At 72.0% G+C, this 15792-nt stretch carries 18 protein-coding genes; 4 read left to right on the top strand and 14 right to left on the bottom strand.

The window, feature by feature from the left end; all coding sequences use genetic code 11:
• Positions 1 to 5: 5 nt before the first annotated feature.
• From EDF47_RS00945 to EDF47_RS00920, 5 genes are all read right to left on the bottom strand, one after another.
• Complete coding sequence (locus EDF47_RS00945; protein WP_133936688.1) at positions 6 to 725, bottom strand: GAP family protein; 720 nt, start codon at positions 723 to 725, stop codon at positions 6 to 8.
• Positions 726 to 864: 139 nt separating this feature from the next.
• On the bottom strand, positions 865 to 1359 hold the full coding sequence (locus EDF47_RS00935) for a DUF1269 domain-containing protein (protein ID WP_123292617.1): 495 nt from the start codon (positions 1357 to 1359) through the stop codon (positions 865 to 867).
• A 28-nt stretch (positions 1360 to 1387) separates the two neighbouring features.
• A complete protein-coding gene (locus EDF47_RS20020) occupies positions 1388 to 1894 on the bottom strand; it encodes a DUF1269 domain-containing protein (RefSeq protein WP_159573007.1) in 507 nt (168 codons plus the stop codon).
• A gap of 57 nt (positions 1895 to 1951) precedes the next feature.
• Positions 1952 to 2254 carry an SHOCT domain-containing protein gene (locus EDF47_RS00925; RefSeq protein ID WP_131878857.1) on the bottom strand — a complete coding sequence of 101 codons (303 nt, stop codon included), beginning with the start codon at positions 2252 to 2254 and terminating at the stop codon, positions 1952 to 1954.
• Between the two features lie 8 nt (positions 2255 to 2262).
• Complete coding sequence (locus tag EDF47_RS00920; protein WP_133938274.1) at positions 2263 to 2691, bottom strand: DUF6325 family protein; 429 nt, start codon at positions 2689 to 2691, stop codon at positions 2263 to 2265.
• A 179-nt stretch (positions 2692 to 2870) separates the two neighbouring features.
• Between EDF47_RS00920 and EDF47_RS00915 the strand changes: the two genes are divergently transcribed.
• The gene (locus EDF47_RS00915) at positions 2871 to 3125 is read left to right on the top strand and encodes a DUF6458 family protein (RefSeq protein WP_123340453.1); all 255 of its coding nucleotides are present in this window, start codon (positions 2871 to 2873) and stop codon (positions 3123 to 3125) included.
• 17 nt (positions 3126 to 3142) lie between these two features.
• On the top strand, positions 3143 to 3805 hold the full coding sequence (locus EDF47_RS00910; RefSeq protein ID WP_166673166.1) for a GAP family protein: 663 nt from the start codon (positions 3143 to 3145) through the stop codon (positions 3803 to 3805).
• A gap of 61 nt (positions 3806 to 3866) precedes the next feature.
• Here the strand turns inward: EDF47_RS00910 and EDF47_RS00905 are convergent, their stop codons facing one another.
• The gene (locus EDF47_RS00905; RefSeq protein WP_243650021.1) at positions 3867 to 4802 is read right to left on the bottom strand and encodes an AraC family transcriptional regulator; all 936 of its coding nucleotides are present in this window, start codon (positions 4800 to 4802) and stop codon (positions 3867 to 3869) included.
• Between the two features lie 104 nt (positions 4803 to 4906).
• Here EDF47_RS00905 and EDF47_RS00900 point away from each other — a divergent pair, with 104 nt between their 5' ends.
• Positions 4907 to 5239, top strand: a complete 333-nt coding sequence (locus EDF47_RS00900; protein WP_131878863.1) for a hypothetical protein — start codon at positions 4907 to 4909, stop codon at positions 5237 to 5239.
• Between the two features lie 86 nt (positions 5240 to 5325).
• Here the strand turns inward: EDF47_RS00900 and EDF47_RS00895 are convergent, their stop codons facing one another.
• Positions 5326 to 5640 (bottom strand): hypothetical protein, encoded by a 315-nt coding sequence (locus EDF47_RS00895; RefSeq protein WP_123672695.1) that lies wholly within the window; start codon positions 5638 to 5640, stop codon positions 5326 to 5328.
• Between the two features lie 207 nt (positions 5641 to 5847).
• On the opposite strand from EDF47_RS00895, the gene EDF47_RS00890 reads away from it, so the two are divergent.
• On the top strand, positions 5848 to 6684 hold the full coding sequence (locus EDF47_RS00890) for an alpha/beta hydrolase (RefSeq protein WP_133938270.1): 837 nt from the start codon (positions 5848 to 5850) through the stop codon (positions 6682 to 6684).
• 172 nt (positions 6685 to 6856) lie between these two features.
• On the opposite strand, the gene EDF47_RS00885 is transcribed toward EDF47_RS00890, so the two are convergent.
• The 7 genes from EDF47_RS00885 to EDF47_RS00855 are packed head-to-tail and all read right to left on the bottom strand — an operon-like array spanning position 6857 to position 15703.
• Positions 6857 to 8482: an ABC transporter ATP-binding protein gene (locus EDF47_RS00885; RefSeq protein WP_166673165.1), complete on the bottom strand. Its 1626-nt coding sequence runs from the start codon at positions 8480 to 8482 to the stop codon at positions 6857 to 6859.
• The gene (locus EDF47_RS00880) at positions 8479 to 9375 is read right to left on the bottom strand and encodes an ABC transporter permease (RefSeq protein WP_133938266.1); all 897 of its coding nucleotides are present in this window, start codon (positions 9373 to 9375) and stop codon (positions 8479 to 8481) included. Before EDF47_RS00880 ends, EDF47_RS00885 begins: the two co-directional genes overlap by 4 nt.
• Entirely contained in the window at positions 9372 to 10355 is a 984-nt protein-coding gene (locus tag EDF47_RS00875; protein WP_131878869.1) for an ABC transporter permease, read from the bottom strand. Before EDF47_RS00875 ends, EDF47_RS00880 begins: the two co-directional genes overlap by 4 nt.
• A complete protein-coding gene (locus tag EDF47_RS00870) occupies positions 10352 to 11914 on the bottom strand; it encodes an ABC transporter substrate-binding protein (RefSeq protein WP_123292605.1) in 1563 nt (520 codons plus the stop codon). Before EDF47_RS00870 ends, EDF47_RS00875 begins: the two co-directional genes overlap by 4 nt.
• Positions 11915 to 11970: 56 nt before the next feature.
• Complete coding sequence (locus EDF47_RS00865) at positions 11971 to 13293, bottom strand: NtaA/DmoA family FMN-dependent monooxygenase (protein WP_123292604.1); 1323 nt, start codon at positions 13291 to 13293, stop codon at positions 11971 to 11973.
• Positions 13290 to 14666, bottom strand: a complete 1377-nt coding sequence (locus tag EDF47_RS00860) for an LLM class flavin-dependent oxidoreductase (protein WP_133938264.1) — start codon at positions 14664 to 14666, stop codon at positions 13290 to 13292. The genes EDF47_RS00865 and EDF47_RS00860 overlap by 4 nt, the downstream gene beginning before the upstream one ends.
• Complete coding sequence (locus EDF47_RS00855) at positions 14663 to 15703, bottom strand: LLM class flavin-dependent oxidoreductase (RefSeq protein ID WP_166673164.1); 1041 nt, start codon at positions 15701 to 15703, stop codon at positions 14663 to 14665. Before EDF47_RS00855 ends, EDF47_RS00860 begins: the two co-directional genes overlap by 4 nt.
• Between the last annotated feature and the right edge of the window lie 89 nt (positions 15704 to 15792).

The following is a 15792-nucleotide window of genomic DNA, read 5'->3' as shown; positions in this document are numbered from 1 at the left end:
GAACGTCAGGAGATCAGGGCGGAGACGGCCTTCTGCAGCTGCAGCACACCGATGACCAAGATGAGCGCCGCGTTCAGCACGTTGGTGTGGCCGGCGATCCAGGTGCGCAGGCGCTCGAGGAGCGGTGCCGCAGCGTCCTCACGCGCGAGCACGAAGAACACCGGGACGGCGATCGGTGCGACCCCGACGGCGACGAAGGCGATCGCCACGGCGGCGCCCTGCCCGGCGGTCACCGGAGCGCCCGCGATGTCGATGCCGGCGATGATCGCGCACGAGGCGTCGACGGGGTTGACGGCGAAGATGCCGAACCCGAGTGCGAGGGACCGCGCCGGCGTGAACTCGCTGACCTTCTGCAGCCAGCCGGGCAGCTGTGGTGCGGCTGCCGCGACCTGCTCTGGCGTCGACGCCTCGGACATCTTCCGCAGGTCACGGCCGCCGCGCCGGAACACCCAGACCGCGGCGGCGATCAGCCCGAGTGCGATGACCAGCCGGACCACGGCCGTCCAGAGCGGGGTGTCGGTCCGGGGGTGGAAGTCGATCGCGGTGAACACCACGACGGAGACCCCCACGACGACGACGGTGGCGAGCAACCAGCCGATGAAGAACGCGAGGCCGTTGGCGCGGTACCGCCGCGAGAGCAGCTCGGCCACCAGGGCCATGATCGCCAGTGGGCTGAGCAGGATCCCGAGCGCCGGCGCGATGAGTCCGACGATGAGCGCACCCATGAGCCCGGTCCTTCCACGGGGGGGGGGGGGGGTGGGGGGGGGGGGGGGGGCGGGCCGGGCGGGGGGGGGGGGGGGGGGCGCCGCCCCCCCCCCCCCGCCCCCCGGGGGGGGGGGGGGGCGCGTCGCCCGGGGCGCACGCTCAGCGCGCGCCGGTCATGTCGTGCGCGAGCTCGTGTTCGTCGTCTGCCGACAACGAGGTCTGCACGATGGTCCCGCCGAAGCGGGAGAGGGCTGCACCGAACTTGTCCTCGGTGATCTTCGTGGCGTAGATGACGACCGCGGAACGACCGTCCGCGACGGCGCTCTTCACCCGGTCGCGGAACTCGGCGTTCAGCCCGGTCTTGTCGAGCCCGGCGAACAGCGCGCCGAGCGCACCGCCGATCACCAGTCCGAAGAACGGCACGAAGAACAGGAGTCCGAGGAGGGTGCCGAACAGGGCACCTCCGGCGGCACCGGCCCCGACGTTGCCCGCCGGACCAGGGGTCTCGACGTGCGTCTTGCCCTTGTCGTCGACGCGGACGAGCGCGAGGCCGGACAGCTCGACGACGAGGTCGCTCTGTAGCTGCTGGACTTCCTCGTAGGCGGCGACGGCACTGGCGTCGTCGTCGAACGAGATCACGATGAGGTCTGCCATGATCGTTTCCTTCCGTTGGTGGTGGTCGTCACTCGGAGTAGCGGCTGACCCGGACCGGGCCGGCGCCGTCGAGGATGCGGTGGGCGGCGTCGACGGTCTCGCCGTCACCGTGCACGATCACGAGGTACCGGTCGGCCTTCAGGTCGTCCTCGTACTGCGGGATCTCGTCCTCGGGGACGGCCAGGCCGATGAGTGCGCCGAGACCCGCACCGATGCCGGCTCCGACGAGCGTGCTGGCCAGCCACCCGGCGGCAGCGACCCACCCGATGCCCGGGAGCCAGACGAACCCGAGCAGCAGCCAACCGGTGAGCGCGCCCCACAGGGCACCCCACCCGCCGAACGTGCCGGCCTCGTTGCCGACCGGGATCCAGCCGTGCACCTTCTTCTCGTCCTTGACGCCCTTGCCGACGATCGAGACGACGTCGTCGCCGTACCCGGCGTCCTTGAGCGCCTTGGCGGCGCCGAGGGCCTCGTCACTCGTGGCGAAGACACCGACGGTCGAGTCGGTGGCGGTGGTCGTGGTCGTGGTGGCCATGGGGGTTCCCTTTCCTCGTGGTTGTTGAACGGTCGTGCTGCAGGTGGTCGGTGTCCGTCACCCGCCGATGAGGCGCTGCTTGGCGGCGGCGAACTCGTCGTCGGACAGGAGGCCCTGCTGCCGGAGCCGGCCGAGTCGCTCGAGCTCGCTCAGCAGGTCGGGAGCGGCGGGGACGTCCGCCACGGAGCGTTCCGCTGCGGCGCGTTCCGCTGCCACCCGCTCCTCTGCGGCGCGGTCCTCTGCCGCACGCTCCTCGTGCCCGCGCACCGCACCGCCGACCGCCGACGCGGTCCCGGCCACGACCGCGGTCCGTGCAGCGAGCCCGAGCAGGCCGGGTCGGCCGAATCGTCGGAACGGCATGGTGTCTCCTACCCGATGTGCGCCGAAGCGGCGAGGTCGTTGAGTTCCGGTGCGGGGACGCGTGCGCTCCAGAGCAGCTGGCCCCCGCTGTCGGCGAACCGCTCCGCCAGGTCCTTGGCCCAGAGCTGCTCGATCACGACGATCGCGGCCGAGGTCCCGGGCGCGAGCGTGTCCGCGACCTGGTCGACGTCGTCGTTGGCGGCCAGGCCGCGGGCTTCCAGGGCGACCGAGCCGGACGTGCCGGTCCTGGTCACGTCGTCGACCTCGCGGACGTTGACGGGGCCGTCCTCGGCCCGGCTGATGAGCAGCAGGTCGAGGACCCGGACCGTCTCGGCGTCCGTCAGGTCGACGAGCGCGCCGAGCACGGCGTCGTCGGGCAGCTCGCCTCGGAACGAGACGACGAACACCTCGGCCGGGCCGTACGTGAAGGTGGTCACGGTGCCTCCCCTGTGGTCATGGCACCAGGTGTAGCCGCGGCGGAACCGGTCGGGCACCACCCTGAGCGGGTGATCTGGCACGCCTCCGCAGATCACCCGGGGCGGGTGATGCACCGCCGGCACCGGCCGTTGATCGTTGCGTCCATGAACCCCGTGACAGCACGACCCGCGGTGACACCGTGAGCATCGGCGGTGGGATCTTCCTGCTCGTCGTCGGCGCGATCATGGCGTTCGCGTTCGACTTCACGGTCGTCGGCATCGACATCCAGCTCATCGGCTACATCCTGATGGTCGCCGGCTTCCTGGTCCTCGTGCTGGGGATCGTCCTCCGGCTCCGCCCGCGCCGTGCCACGACGAGCGTCGTCACCGAGATCGACCCCGTGACCGGACAGCGTGTCGTCCGCCGGGTCGACGAGGACGACCGAGGGGTCTGACCGGCACCGTGCTCGCCGTGATCGGCCAGCTGCTGCCCCTCGCCATCGCCGGTGCGCTGAGCTCCGTCCCCATCGCCGCGGTGCTCACCCTGCTGCTCGGCGGTCGCGACCTCGGTCCGGCCGTCCTGTTCGCGGTCGGCTCGGTGACCGGGGTCTTCGTCGTCACGGTCGCCGCGACGGCGCTGCTCGGCCGTGTCCTCGTCGTGGACCTGCCGGCGACGGCGTCACCGGGCCTCGGCCTGGGCGAGTGCCTGCTCGGGGTCGTCTCGGTCGTCGCCGCGGGGGTCGTGTTCCGGCGCCCCGCCGCAGCGGGACCGAGCCGGACGAGCGCACTCCTGACGGCGGCGGTCGGCACCGTCCGACCCGCCGTCGCGCTCGCCGTGGGCGCCGTGCTCGCGCTGCGTCCGAAGGCCCTGCTGCTGGCGTCCGGCGTCGGCATCGTGCTCGCCCCGGCTGAGCTGCCGGCGGTGCCGTCGACCGTCCTCGTCGGGGCGAGCACCCTGCTGATGACGGCCACGGTGACGGGGCCGATCGTCTTCGCGCTGGTCGGTGGGGAGCCGGCCCGCGCGGACCTGGAGCGGTTCCGCACCTGGCTGCGGCACAACTCGCGCGCCGTGACCGTCGTCGTCCTCGTGCTCGTCGGCGCGGTCCTGGTCGGCGACGGCCTCGGACGGCTCTGACGTCCGACGGATGAGCCGGCGCGAAGCCGTCGACAACGACCGACCGCCGGCCGACGGACCGCTACTCCCGCGCCGCCAGCGCCGTCTGCCGCGGCAGCTCCCCGAACTCCTGCCGGTAGCTCCCCGCGAACCGGCCCAGGTGCGCGAACCCCGTCGCCCGGGCGATCTCGGCGACGCTGCGGTCGTCGCCGGCCTCGAGCTGCTCCCGGGCGAGCAGGAGCCGGATCCGACGCAGGTACATCGTCGGCGTGATGCCGTGGTGCCGCTGGAACGCCGCCTGCACTCCTCGGACACTCAGCCCCGCGGCCTCGGCGACGTCGTTGACGGTGATCTGCTCGGTCGCGTGGTCGAGCAGGAACGTCTCGGCACGGGCGAAGCGCGCGGTCGACGCCATCACCGGCTCGTGCTGCCCCACCGGCCAGTGCGGGATCGCGGTCAGCAAGCCGCCGGCCGCGAACCGGGCGAGCTCCCGCTCCCGCTCGAGCGGCACGTCCGTCGGACCCTGCAGGACCTCCTGCGCGACCGACCGGACCATGAGCCACCAGGCGGCGAGCGGCGCACCCTCTGGCACGTGTCGGGGACGGAACTCCAGCGGACCCGGCGCCCAGTCACCGCGCTCGGCGGCGACCTGCTCGACGATCGACCGGTCGATGCGCAGCACGTCGTGCTGGAAGTCCACCCACCGGAACCGCTGCGGGTCCTGTCGGTAGAGCACGGGGCGGCCGATCTGCACCGGGTTGTCGTCGACCTGCGCCGAACCGGCCTTCACCCAGACGATCATCATCGCCCGCCCGGGCTCGACCGCGCCGCTCAGGGCACCCGTGCACCGCGTCGACTCGAGGGAGAGCAGGGCGGTGCCCCGCACTCGCTCCTCGAAGACGAAGCCCTCTCCGGTCGCCTCCACGGTGAGTCCGTGGGTCACGTGGGTCACCGACAGCGCCTCGGCCGCGACCGACGGCTCGTCTGTCCTGATCTCCCGCTGCGTGCGGTGCATCATCTCGGGCACGTGATGATCCTCGCGACATGTCGGCATCCGCGCAACGCACGACGCGCCGGGTTTCCTGGACGACGACCAGCATCCGCGCGTTTGACTGATGCGACATGAAGTACATCCAGTACGACCGCTCCACGTTCCTGACGAGCGACGACGTCGCCGACGCCGTGATCGAGTACGCCGCGGCGCTCGCCGGCGGCAGTCGCGCCGACGCGATCGCGGTCCCGACGGTGGCGGAGGACGGCACGATGACGACCACGAAGATCCTCATCGGCCCGTCGAGCGAGATCGTCGTCGCCGACGCGGACGAGGACGAGCTCGAGGTCGAGAACGGTGAGTTCGTGCAACGCCTGCGTGCTGCAGCGCGGACGTTCGACCACCCTGAGACGATCCACGCCGACACCCGCTCGGACCTGACGGGCGACGGACCGGTCGCCTGACCGCAGCGCGGTCGGAGCGACACGCACCGCGCGCACCGCGCCCACCGAGCCCACCGCGCGCACCGCGCTCACCGCGCGCAACGCGCTCACCGGCCGAGGTCGGTCGGGAACCTGCTGGCGTCGACCGCCAGGACCGCCTCGGTGCGTCGGCTCAGCTCGGCCAGGAACGCACCACTCTCGGGTTCCAGGTCGTCGTCCGGCGCCGGCTCCAGGGCGACTGCCACCGCTGGTGCGAGGAGCAGCTCCACCGTGCTGGCCGCGCCGAAGTCGTCGGTCGTCGGGACCGACACGACGTCGCTCAACCGGCTCTGGTGCAGGGCGGCCGCGTACCGGATCACCGCGTCGGCGACCGTGTCACCGGTCAGGACCCGGACGGTCCCCGCGTAGTTGACGTACTTCATCGGTGCTCCCTCGTGACGAGGGGCATCCGCCGCGGTGACGGTTCCCTGATCCTGCTGGACAGTAGGCCGTGGTCGCCGCTCCCGTCACAGACACCGACGCCGACGCCGACGCCGAGGGGTCTGTCCACTCCGCGCTGTCGCTCGGGATCCCGCTGGTAGCAACGAGGTGCGTGCCGCCTCCCGTGCGGCGCGGGAAGGAAGCGACTCTTGACCGAGATCACCGCCCACCACGGGCTCTTCAAGGACACGAACCTGCACGTCGACGACACCGGCGGCTCCGGCCGCACCGTCGTCCTGATCCACGGCTGGCCGCTGTCCGGCGAGTCCTGGAGCAAGCAGGTCCCGGCGTTCGTCGACGCCGGACACCGCGTCGTCACCTACGACCGTCGCGGCTTCGGTCGCAGCGACAAGCCGAAGACCGGCTACGACTACGACCACCTCACCGAGGACCTGCACACGATCCTCACCGAGCTCGACCTGCGAGACGTCACCCTCGTCGGCTTCTCGATGGGCGGCGGCGAGGTCGCCCGCTACTTCTCGAAGTACGGCACCGAGCGGCTGCACAGCGTCGTCTTCGCTTCGGCCGTGCCGCCGTACCTGCTGCAGACTTCGGACAACCCGGACGGCCCGCTGCCGAAGGAGCAGGCGGCCGAGATGACCGCGGGCCTGACGAAGGACGAGGACGCGTTCTACGACCAGTTCACGACCGACTTCTTCTCGGTGGACGGCACCCTGGTCGTCTCCGAGGAGGACCGGCAGCAGGCACTCACGCTCGCGAAGCAGGCGTCGAAGACCGCCGCGCTCGAGGCGATGGCGTCCTTCGCGAACACCGACTTCCGTGACGACCTGCCGAAGGTCACCGTGCCGACGCTCGTCATCCACGGTGACGGCGACGCGACCGTGCCGTTCGACGGCTCGGGTGCCCGCACGCACGCCGCGATCGCCGGCTCCGAGCTGCACGTCGTGGCCGGCGGCCCGCACGGCGTCAACGTCAGCCACCCGGACGAGTGGAACCGTGTGGTGCTGGCGTTCCTCGCGAAGTAGCGCGGAACGCTCAGCGTCCGCGGCACGGAACGCGACCGACAGGCGGACGGGAGGCCCGTGGCAGACCCGCCACCCCTCCCTCGCAGGCTCGGTCGGCGCGGCCCGCGTGCCGCTGGCGCGTCACGCTGATCGGCCTGCGCCCGTCCTCCTGTGCGCAGGTCCAGGGCCCCACTCAGGCCGCGGGAGCCACCAGACCGGCGCGCCGGCGCAGGTCGAGCGCGGCCGCGACGAGCTCGCGGGTGCGCGGGTGCGCGCCCGCGTCGAACAGCCGCTCCGCGGGGCCCACGTCGACGACACGACCGCCGTCGAAGACCGCGATGCGGTCGGCGACCCGGCGCACGACGGCGAGGTCGTGCGAGATGAACACGCAGGTCGTGCCGGTGGTGCGCTGCAGGTCGAGCACCAGGTCGAGGATCCGCGCCTGCACCGAGACGTCGAGGGCCGACGTGGGTTCGTCGCACACCACCAGCGGCACCGGTCCGGCGAACGCCCGGGCGATGGCGACGCGCTGCTTCTGCCCGCCGGACAGCTGGGCCGGCCGGCGGTCGAGGACGTCGGCCGGCAGCCCGACCCGCGCCGCGAGCTGCTCGGCGGTGCCGTCGCCGTGCAGCAGCCGGATCGCCCGCCCGAGCACCTGTCGGACCGTCCGTCGCGGGTTGAGCGAGGCGTCCGCGTTCTGGAACACGACCTGCACGGGTGGGGTACCGGTCGGCGTCCGGTCGCCGGCGTCCAGCGTGATCGTCCCGTCGTGTCGGACCAGTCCGGCGAGGGCTCGGCCGAAGGTCGTCTTGCCGGAGCCGGACTCCCCCACGACGCCCAGCACCTCACCGCGGCGCAGCTCGAGGTCGATGCCGTCGAGGGCGACGGCGCCGTCGTACTCCTTGCGGAGGCCCCTGATCGTCGCGAGGACGTCGTGCTGCGCGGTCTCGGCGGTCGTCCCCGTCGTTCCCGCCTTGCCCGCCGTTCCTGCCTTGCCCGTCGTGATGTCGGGCAGGGCGTCGACGAGCTGCTTCGTGTACGGCTCCGTGGGGTGGAGCAGCACCTGGGTCGCGGTGCCCTCCTCGACGAGCACCCCGTGGCGGAGCACCCCGACCCGTCCGCAGTGCGCCGCGACCAGCGGCAGGTTGTGGCTGATGAGCAGGGTCGCGAAGCCGATCTCGGTCCGGAGCTCGTCGATGAGCGCCATGATGCCCGCCTCGACCGTGCTGTCCAGGCCGGTCGTCGGTTCGTCGAGCACGAGCAGGCGCGGACGGGCCACGAGGGCCATGGCGATCGCGACGCGCTGCTGCTGACCGCCGGACAGCTCGTGCGGGTACCGGACCCCGATCGTCGTCGGCGTCGGCAGCCCGACCCGCGTGAACGCCTCGATCGTCGCGGTGTCCGCAGCCGCGCGGCCGGAGCCCGTGGCGCGCAGGACCTCGGCGACCTGGCGTCCGACCGTCATCGTCGGGTTGAGGGCGAGGCCGGGTTCCTGGTGGACGACCGCCACGACGTCGCGCCGGAACCGCCGGAGGCGCTCACCGCGCAGGGACGCGACGTCGACGCCGTCGACGACCAGCGCCGACGACCCGACGGCGGCGTCCGGTCCGAGCGACGCCGTCAGCGTGCCGGCGACGGTGCTCTTGCCGGAGCCGGACTCGCCCACGAGCCCGTACGAGCCACCGGGCTCGATCACGAACGCGACGTCGTCGACCACCCGGGCGCCGCGGTAGGACACGGTGAGCCCCTCGACGCGGACCAGTGCGTCGGTCGTGCCGGTGGTCCTGGGCTGCTCGCTCGTGCCGGTCTGCTCGGTCACTCGGAGACCTCCTTGAGGTTGTCGGCGATCAGGTTCGCGGACACGACGATCGACGCCACGGCGACACCCGGGAACACGACCGTCCACCACGCGGCCTGCAGGTAGGCGCGGTTCGCGTTGATGTCGAGCCCCCAGTCGGCGGCCGGTGGTTGCGAACCGAGCCCGAGGAACGACAGCGACGCGGTGATGAAGATCGCGGCGCCGAGGCTCAGGACCGCCTGGATCACGAAGACCCCGATCACGTTCGGCAGCAGCTCGGTGACCATCGCCCGGACGGCGCTCTCGCCCTGCAGCCGTGCGGCCTGGACGTAGGACTTGCCCATCTCGACGAGCACCGCGGCCCGGACGATCCGCGCGATGCCCGGCGCGAAGAGCACGCCGACGATGAGGACGAGCGCGGGCGTCGACACCCCGAACGCACCGACGAGCACGACCAGGAAGATCAGGCTGGGCAACGCAAGCAGCACGTCGAAGAACCGCATCAGGGCGGTGTCGACCCAGCCGCGGTGGTAGCCGGCGAGCAGGCCCAGGGTGCCGCCGACGACGGTCGCCAGCGCCGCGCCGAACGGGCCGATGACGAGCGCCGGCCGGGCCCCGGCGGCGACGCGGGCGAAGACGTCACGGCCGAGCGAGTCGGTGCCGAACCAGTGCGCAGCGCTCGGCGCCTGCAGGAGCTCGCCGGTGCGGGCGAAGGGCTGCAGGCCGAGCAGGTGCCAGCCCACGGCCAGGACGACCCACCAGAGCAGGATCGCCACGGAGACCAGGAACGTGGGACGCCGGAGGAGTCCGCGCCACCCGCGGCGGGTGACCCGTGCGGTGCCCGTGGTGGTCGACGCCGACGGACGACCGGCGACCCCGTCGGTCTCGACGGCGCCGGGGACGACGGCGGTCATGCGGTGGCCACCCGTTCGAAGCGGATCCGGGGATCGACCACCACGAACAGCAGGTCGGTGAGCAGGAGCGCGCCGAGCGAGAGCGCCCCGGCGAGCATCACCCCGCTCTCGAGCAGCAGGGCGTCCTTGCGTTCGGCGGCCGACACGAGCAGCGCGCCGAGGCCCGGGTAGGAGAACAGGGTCTCGACGATGACGCTGCCGCCGAGCAGGGTGCCGAGGTAGATGCCGAGCACCGAGAACGTCGGGATGAGCGCGTTGCGGACGACGTGCCGGCGGACGACCTGGCCGGTGGTCAGGCCCTTGAGCACGGCGGTGCGGTGGAACTGCGACCGGATCGTCTCGATCGTCCCCGCACGCACCATCCGGGTCAGGACGGCGAGGTACGCCAGGGCGAGCACCACGGCGGGCAGCGTGAGCACCCGGAGCCGCTCGCCGAACCCGGCGTCGAGCGCACCGGACGCCTGCACCGGCACCACCCGCAGCCAGACCGCGAAGACGAGCAGCAGCACGATCCCGACGACGAACTCCGGCACCGCCGAGATCGTCAGCAGCCCGACCGTGACGGCCCGGTCGGAGCGGCGACCCTGCCGGTACGCCTGCACGGCACCGAGCGTGATCGCGACCGGCACCATGATGACGAACGCGTACGCGCCGAGCAGCAGGGAGTTGCCGAGACGGCCGAGCACCAGGTCGCGGACCGGCTCGGAGTAGACGAAGCTCGTGCCCCAGTCCCCCGTGACGAACCCGCCGATCCAGTGCAGGTACCGGCTGACGAGGGACCCGTCGAGCCCGTGGTCGACGTTCCACGCGCGCACCTGCGCCGCCGTCGCGTACTGCCCGAGGGCGTTCCGGCCCGGGTCCCCCGGCACGACCTGGACCAGCCAGAACGTCAGGACGGAGACCACGACCAGGACGAGCGGGATCTGGACGACCCGTTGCCCGACCAGGGTCAGCAGACGACGGCGGCGCGCGGTGCTCATGACGCGGTGACCCCGATGCCCCGGAAGTCGAACCCGCCCGGGAAGTCCTGCCCCGACCGGAAGGTGCCCGTGACGCGCTTCTGCAGCAGGATGCTGCTCGACGCGAACGCAGGGACGATCACGGGCAGGTCGGTCCACTCGATCTCGGCGATCTGGTTCGCCAGGTCCTGCCGCTCCGACTCGTCGGTCGTCGACTCGTACCGGTCGGTCAGCTGCTCGAGCTCCGGGCTCGAGTACTTCGAGGCGTTCCAGACGGCGCCGTCGCGGTAGATCAGGTCGACGTACTGCGCGGGCAGGCGCTGCGCCCAGTTGGTGATCGTCACCGGGGCGTTCAGCCACGGGGTGTCGTCGCCGTCGGCGTAGTACTGCGCGCTCGTCAGCACCTTGAGGGTGACGTCGAACCCGCCGACCGCCTCGAGCTGCTGCTGCACCACCTGGGCGAGGGCCTTCTCGGCGTCGAGCGTCGTGATCTCGAACGAGACCGTCCTGCCGCCGAGCAGGTCCGCGACCTTCGCCTTGTCCTGCTCGCGCTGCTCGAGTCCCTTCGGCTGGATCGCCGAACTCGGGAAGAACGTGGTGTCGTTGCCGACCTCGGCTGCTCCGCCGTAGACCGTCTTGACGATCTCCTCGCGGTCGAGCGCGAGGGCGAAGGCCTCACGGACCTTCGGGTCGTCGAAGGGCGCCTTGGTGACGTCGAGGAAGATGCCGTCGAACTTGTTGAAGTACGGTTCGGTCTCGGTGTAGTCCGAGGCCTGCAGTGTCGACGTCGCGGTGGGGCTGGCGGCGATCTGGTCGATCTCCCCGCTCTGGAACGCGAGCAGCTGGGCCTGGTCGTCGGCGTAGAACTTCACGTCGACCTGCTGCAGCTCCACGTCCTTCGCGTCCCAGTAGTCCGGGTTCTTCGTGAACGTGGCGCCCTGGCCGGCCGAGTACTTCGTCAGCACGAACTGTCCGGCGCCGACGGGCTGCTTGGCCCAGTTCGCGCCGGCGTCGAAGCCGGCCGGCTGGATGGTCGTGTTCGAGCCCGTGAGCAGGTAGGGGAAGTCGGCGTACGGTTTGGCGAGCGTGAAGTCGATGGTCGAGGCACCGTCGGCGGCGACCGACTGCAGGATGCCGTCGAAGCTCGACTTGCCGGGCGACTGGCTGTCCTTGCCGATGATCGAGTCGAACGTCGCGACGACGTCCTTGCTCGTGAGCGCGGCACCGTCGGAGAACTGCAGGTCGTCGCGGAGCTGCACCGTCCAGGTGCGTCCGTCGGACGACGCCTTCCACGAGTCGGCCAGACGGCCCTCGAGCTTGCCCTTCGCGTCCTGGCTGAGCAGGCCCTCGGACGCCAACCCCACGATGAACATCGCGTTGTAGTCCGAGGTGGTGAGCGGGTTGATCGTGCTGTCGGGCTCCTGGAGTCCGAGCGTGTAGGTGCCGGTGTCCGAGGACGATCCGGGCGAGGCGTCGCCGCCGGACGAGCACGCGGCGAGCGTGAGGGCGAGGGCGGACGCGGTGGCCGCGAGGGCGAGGCGCTTGAGGCGACGCCGCCGCGACGTGAGGTCGACGGTCACGGATGACTCCTAGGGGTTCGGGTTGCAGGGGTGCGGTGCTGGGAGGGGTGGTGCGGTCAGCGGTGCGCGCGGTCCGGCACCCGGGGGTGTCCGAAGCGCTCGCGCAGGGTGAGGTCGTCGTACGCCGTGGCGGTCCGGCCGCGGCGCTGCAGTTCCGGCACGACGTGGTCGACGAACCGGTCGATCCCGCCGGGCAGGTACGGGAACTGCACGATGAAGCCGTCGGCGCCACCGTCGTCGGCGAGCTCCTCGAACCGGTCGGCGATCTCCGGTCCGGTGCCCGTCAGCAGGCTGCGGCGGTACGACCACGCGTAGACGTCGCGGGGCGTCGCGGGGCCGTCGGCGAGCAGCCGGTCGACCGCGGGCTTCGGCGAACGGGTCTCGTTCGAGGTGTCGAACTCCTCGGCGTAGTCGAACGGCACGTCGACGTCGCGGCCGGACAGGTCCTGCCCGATCTGGTGCGACACGTCCTCGAGGATGAGAGCGTCCGGCGTCAGGGCGAGGATCGCGTCCGCCTCGGCTCGGGCGTCGGCGGCGGTCTCCCCCACGACCGGCATCACCGACGGCATGATCTTCACCGCGTCGGCGGAGCGGCCGTGCCGGACGGCGCGGGCGCGCAGGTCGTCGACGAAGCGTCGGACGTCCGCGGTGGAGCCACCACGGGTGAACACCGCGTCGGCCGTGTCGGCGGCGAGTTCCAGCCCGGACTCGGACCCGCCGGCCTGGAACAGCAGCGGGTGGCCCTGCGGCGGCCGGGCGATGTTGAGCGGCCCGCGCACCCGGAAGAACTCGCCCTCGTGGTCGAGACGGTGCAGGCCGTCGCGGCGCGCGAAGACCCCGGACGACGGGTCGGCCACGATCGCGTCGTCGTCCCAGCTGTCCAGCAGCCCGTTGACGACGTCGACGAACTCGCGACCGCGCTCGTACCGCCGGGAGTGGTCGATGTGGGCGTCACCACCGAAGTTGCGAGCCTCTTCGTCGTAGCGGCTCGTGACGAGGTTCCACGCGGCTCGCCCACGGCTGAGGTGGTCGAGCGAGGCGAGGGTCCTGGCCACGTGGTACGGCTCGTTGTAGGTCGTCGACACGGTCGCGGCGAGGCCGATCCGCGACGTCACCTGGGACAGCGCGGCGAGCAGCGTGAACGGTTCGGGCCGCAGCGCACCGTAGTGGTCGACGCCCGACGGGTACCGGTCCCAGAAGTACAGGCCGTCGGCGAGGAAGAGCGTGTCGAAGACCCCGCGCTCGGCGGTCTGCGCGATGTGGCGGTGGTGCCGGATGCTCAGGTGCTCGGCGGGGCGCGAGGACGGGTGCCGCCACCCGGTGACGTGCGCGCCGCCCGGGTGGAAGGCGAAGGCGCCCAGCAGGATGCGGTCGCTCATGCGGACGCCTCCTGGTCGACAGCCGCGGGCGCGGGCGCGGCTGCCGAACCGTCGTACCGGCTCGCCGGTCGCGCCAACCCGAGGTGCTCCCGCAGGGTGTCGCCGCGGTACGTGCGGTCGTACACGCCGCGACGTTCGAGCTCCGGCACGACCTGGTCGACGAACCGGTCGACGCTCACCGGGATCGACGAGAACGCGAGCATGTAGCCGTCGGCGGCGTCCTGCTCGTAGCGCTCGGTCAGCCAGTCGGCGATCTGCTCGGGCGTGCCCGGCAGGAACCGACGGCGCAGGATCGTCCGGTAGACCTCGCGCAGCGTGGTGGCCTCGGCGGCGATGCGGCGGATCGACTCGTAGACGGACTTCGACTGGTTGATCGCCGTCTCGTCGAAGACGTGCTCGAACGGTGCGTCGAGCGGCCGGTCGGACAGGTCGGTCTGCAGGTAGTGGGACAGCAGGTCGAGCGAGACGCGGTCCGGTGTCAGCTCCTCGATCTCGTCGAGCTGCCGCAGCGCGTCGGCCTCGGTGTCGCCGATCACCGGCGACACCGCCGGCAGGATCAGCATCGACGACGCGTCACGTCCGTGCTCGACGGCGCGGCGCTTGTAGTCGGCGTACAGGGCCTGCGCGTCGGCGAGGTCGTCCTGCCAGAGGGTGAAGACGCCCTCGGCCTTCGCCCCGGCCAGCGCACGGCCGGCCTCGGACGCCCCGGCCTGGAACAGCACCGGGTGGGCCTGCGGCGGCCGGGCGATGTTGAGCGGGCCGCGCACGCGGAAGAACTCGCCCTCGTGGTCGAGCACGTGCAGTCCGTCGCGCTTCGCGAAGTACCCGGACTCCTGGTCGTACAGGAACGCGTCGTCGTCCCAGCTGTCCCAGAGGCCCTGCACGACGTCGACGAACTCGGCACCCCGGCGGTAGCGGACGGCGTGGTCGAGGTTCGCGTCGCGACCGAAGTTCCAGGCCTCTTCGTCCGAGGCGCTCGTGACGAGGTTCCAGGCGGCCCGACCCTCGCTCAGGTGGTCGATCGACGCCAGTTTCCGGGCCACGTGGTACGGCTCGTTGTAGGTGGTCGAGACCGTCGCGGCGAGCCCGATGTGCTCGGTCCGCTGCGACAGGGCACCGAGCAGGGTGAAGGGCTCGGTGCGGATGTTCACGGCGTGGTCGATGCCCGACGCGAAGCGGTCCCAGACGTACAGCTCGTCGGCGATGAACAGCGTCGCGAACCCACCGCGCTCGAGCGTCTGCGCGAACCGGACGTAGTACTCGACGTCCAGGTAGGCGTCCGGTTCGCTGCCCGGCAGGCGCCAGCTCGTGACGTGCTCGCCGCCGGGGTAGAACACCATCCCGCCGAGCACCAGGCCGCCGTCGCGGGTCATGCCGTCACCGCCTCGTGGGTCAGGACGGCGCCGAGCTGCGGGGCCACCTGCTCGGCGAACAGCGCGAGGGCGTCCGTCCGTGCACCGACGTCGGAGTAGCCGTCGTCGACCTGCACGTTGAGCTGCGTCGCGTACCGGGAGTACGGCTTCGACGCGATCGACTCCGCGATGTCGTCGGCCGTGCCGTAGTGCAGGTTGAGCGACGCGGCCTTCTCGGCCAGGGTCGTCGCCGGCGGCAGGAACGACTCGCCCCACGCGTACTTCGCCTCGATGCCCGCACGCGCCTCGCGCAGCGCGGTCTCGCGGTCCGGGGCCGGGTAGATCGCCGTCGAGAGCGCGACGCGGGGAACAGCGTCGTCCGGCAGGGCGGCGTGGTAGGCGTCCGCGGTGACCTCGGCCGGCACGGTCTGCGTGGTGCCGATCAGCACTCCGTGCCCCCGACGGGCGGCGATGGCGGCGCTCTCGGCGCTGAGCGTGGCGTCCCAGATCCGGTCGAGCAGCCCGCTGCCGTCCGGGTTCAGGCGTGCGGTCCCCGTGCCGAGTGACGCACCACGCAGCGCGTCGAGCAGCCGTGCGAGCTGCTCGTCGAACGCGGCACGACGGGTGTCGTGGTCGGCCCCGACCAGACCGGGCGCGAAGACGTCGAGGGTCTCCGGGCCGCCACCGTTCGCGACGCCGAGTTCCACCCGGCCGTCGCTGATCGCGTCGAGGACGGCGGCGTCCTCGGCGACCCGGACCGGGTCCTCGTGCGGCAACGTGACCGCTCCGAGCCCGAGCCGCAGGGTGGACGTCCGCTCGGCGAGGGCCGCGAAGAACACGAACGGTGACGGCAGTCCGCCGCGCGCCGGTGCGTCGTCGTGTCGGAAGTGGAACTGGCGGACCCAGGCCCCGTCGTACCCGAGGCGTTCCGCCGCGGTGAAGAGCTCGAGCTCCTCGCGGTAGGCCCGGGTCGCCGGCGGCGCCTCGGTGCCGTGCGAGAACACCGCGATCCGCAACGGCACCGTGGCCGCGCGGGCGGTGCGTTCGACGTGCGTCATGCAACACTCCCTCGTCAGTGGAGCGATGCAAACACGAGCGAGCGACGCGCACGAGCGTCGACGTAACGGGGCGCAGTGATTCGTCACGG

Origin of the sequence: Curtobacterium sp. PhB190 (assembly GCF_004365385.1) — a bacterium.
In the GTDB taxonomy this organism is placed as follows: Bacteria; Actinomycetota; Actinomycetes; order Actinomycetales; family Microbacteriaceae; genus Curtobacterium.
The sequence above is the reverse complement of the archived record's forward strand: the minus strand, read 5'-3'. Positions and strand labels throughout refer to the sequence as shown.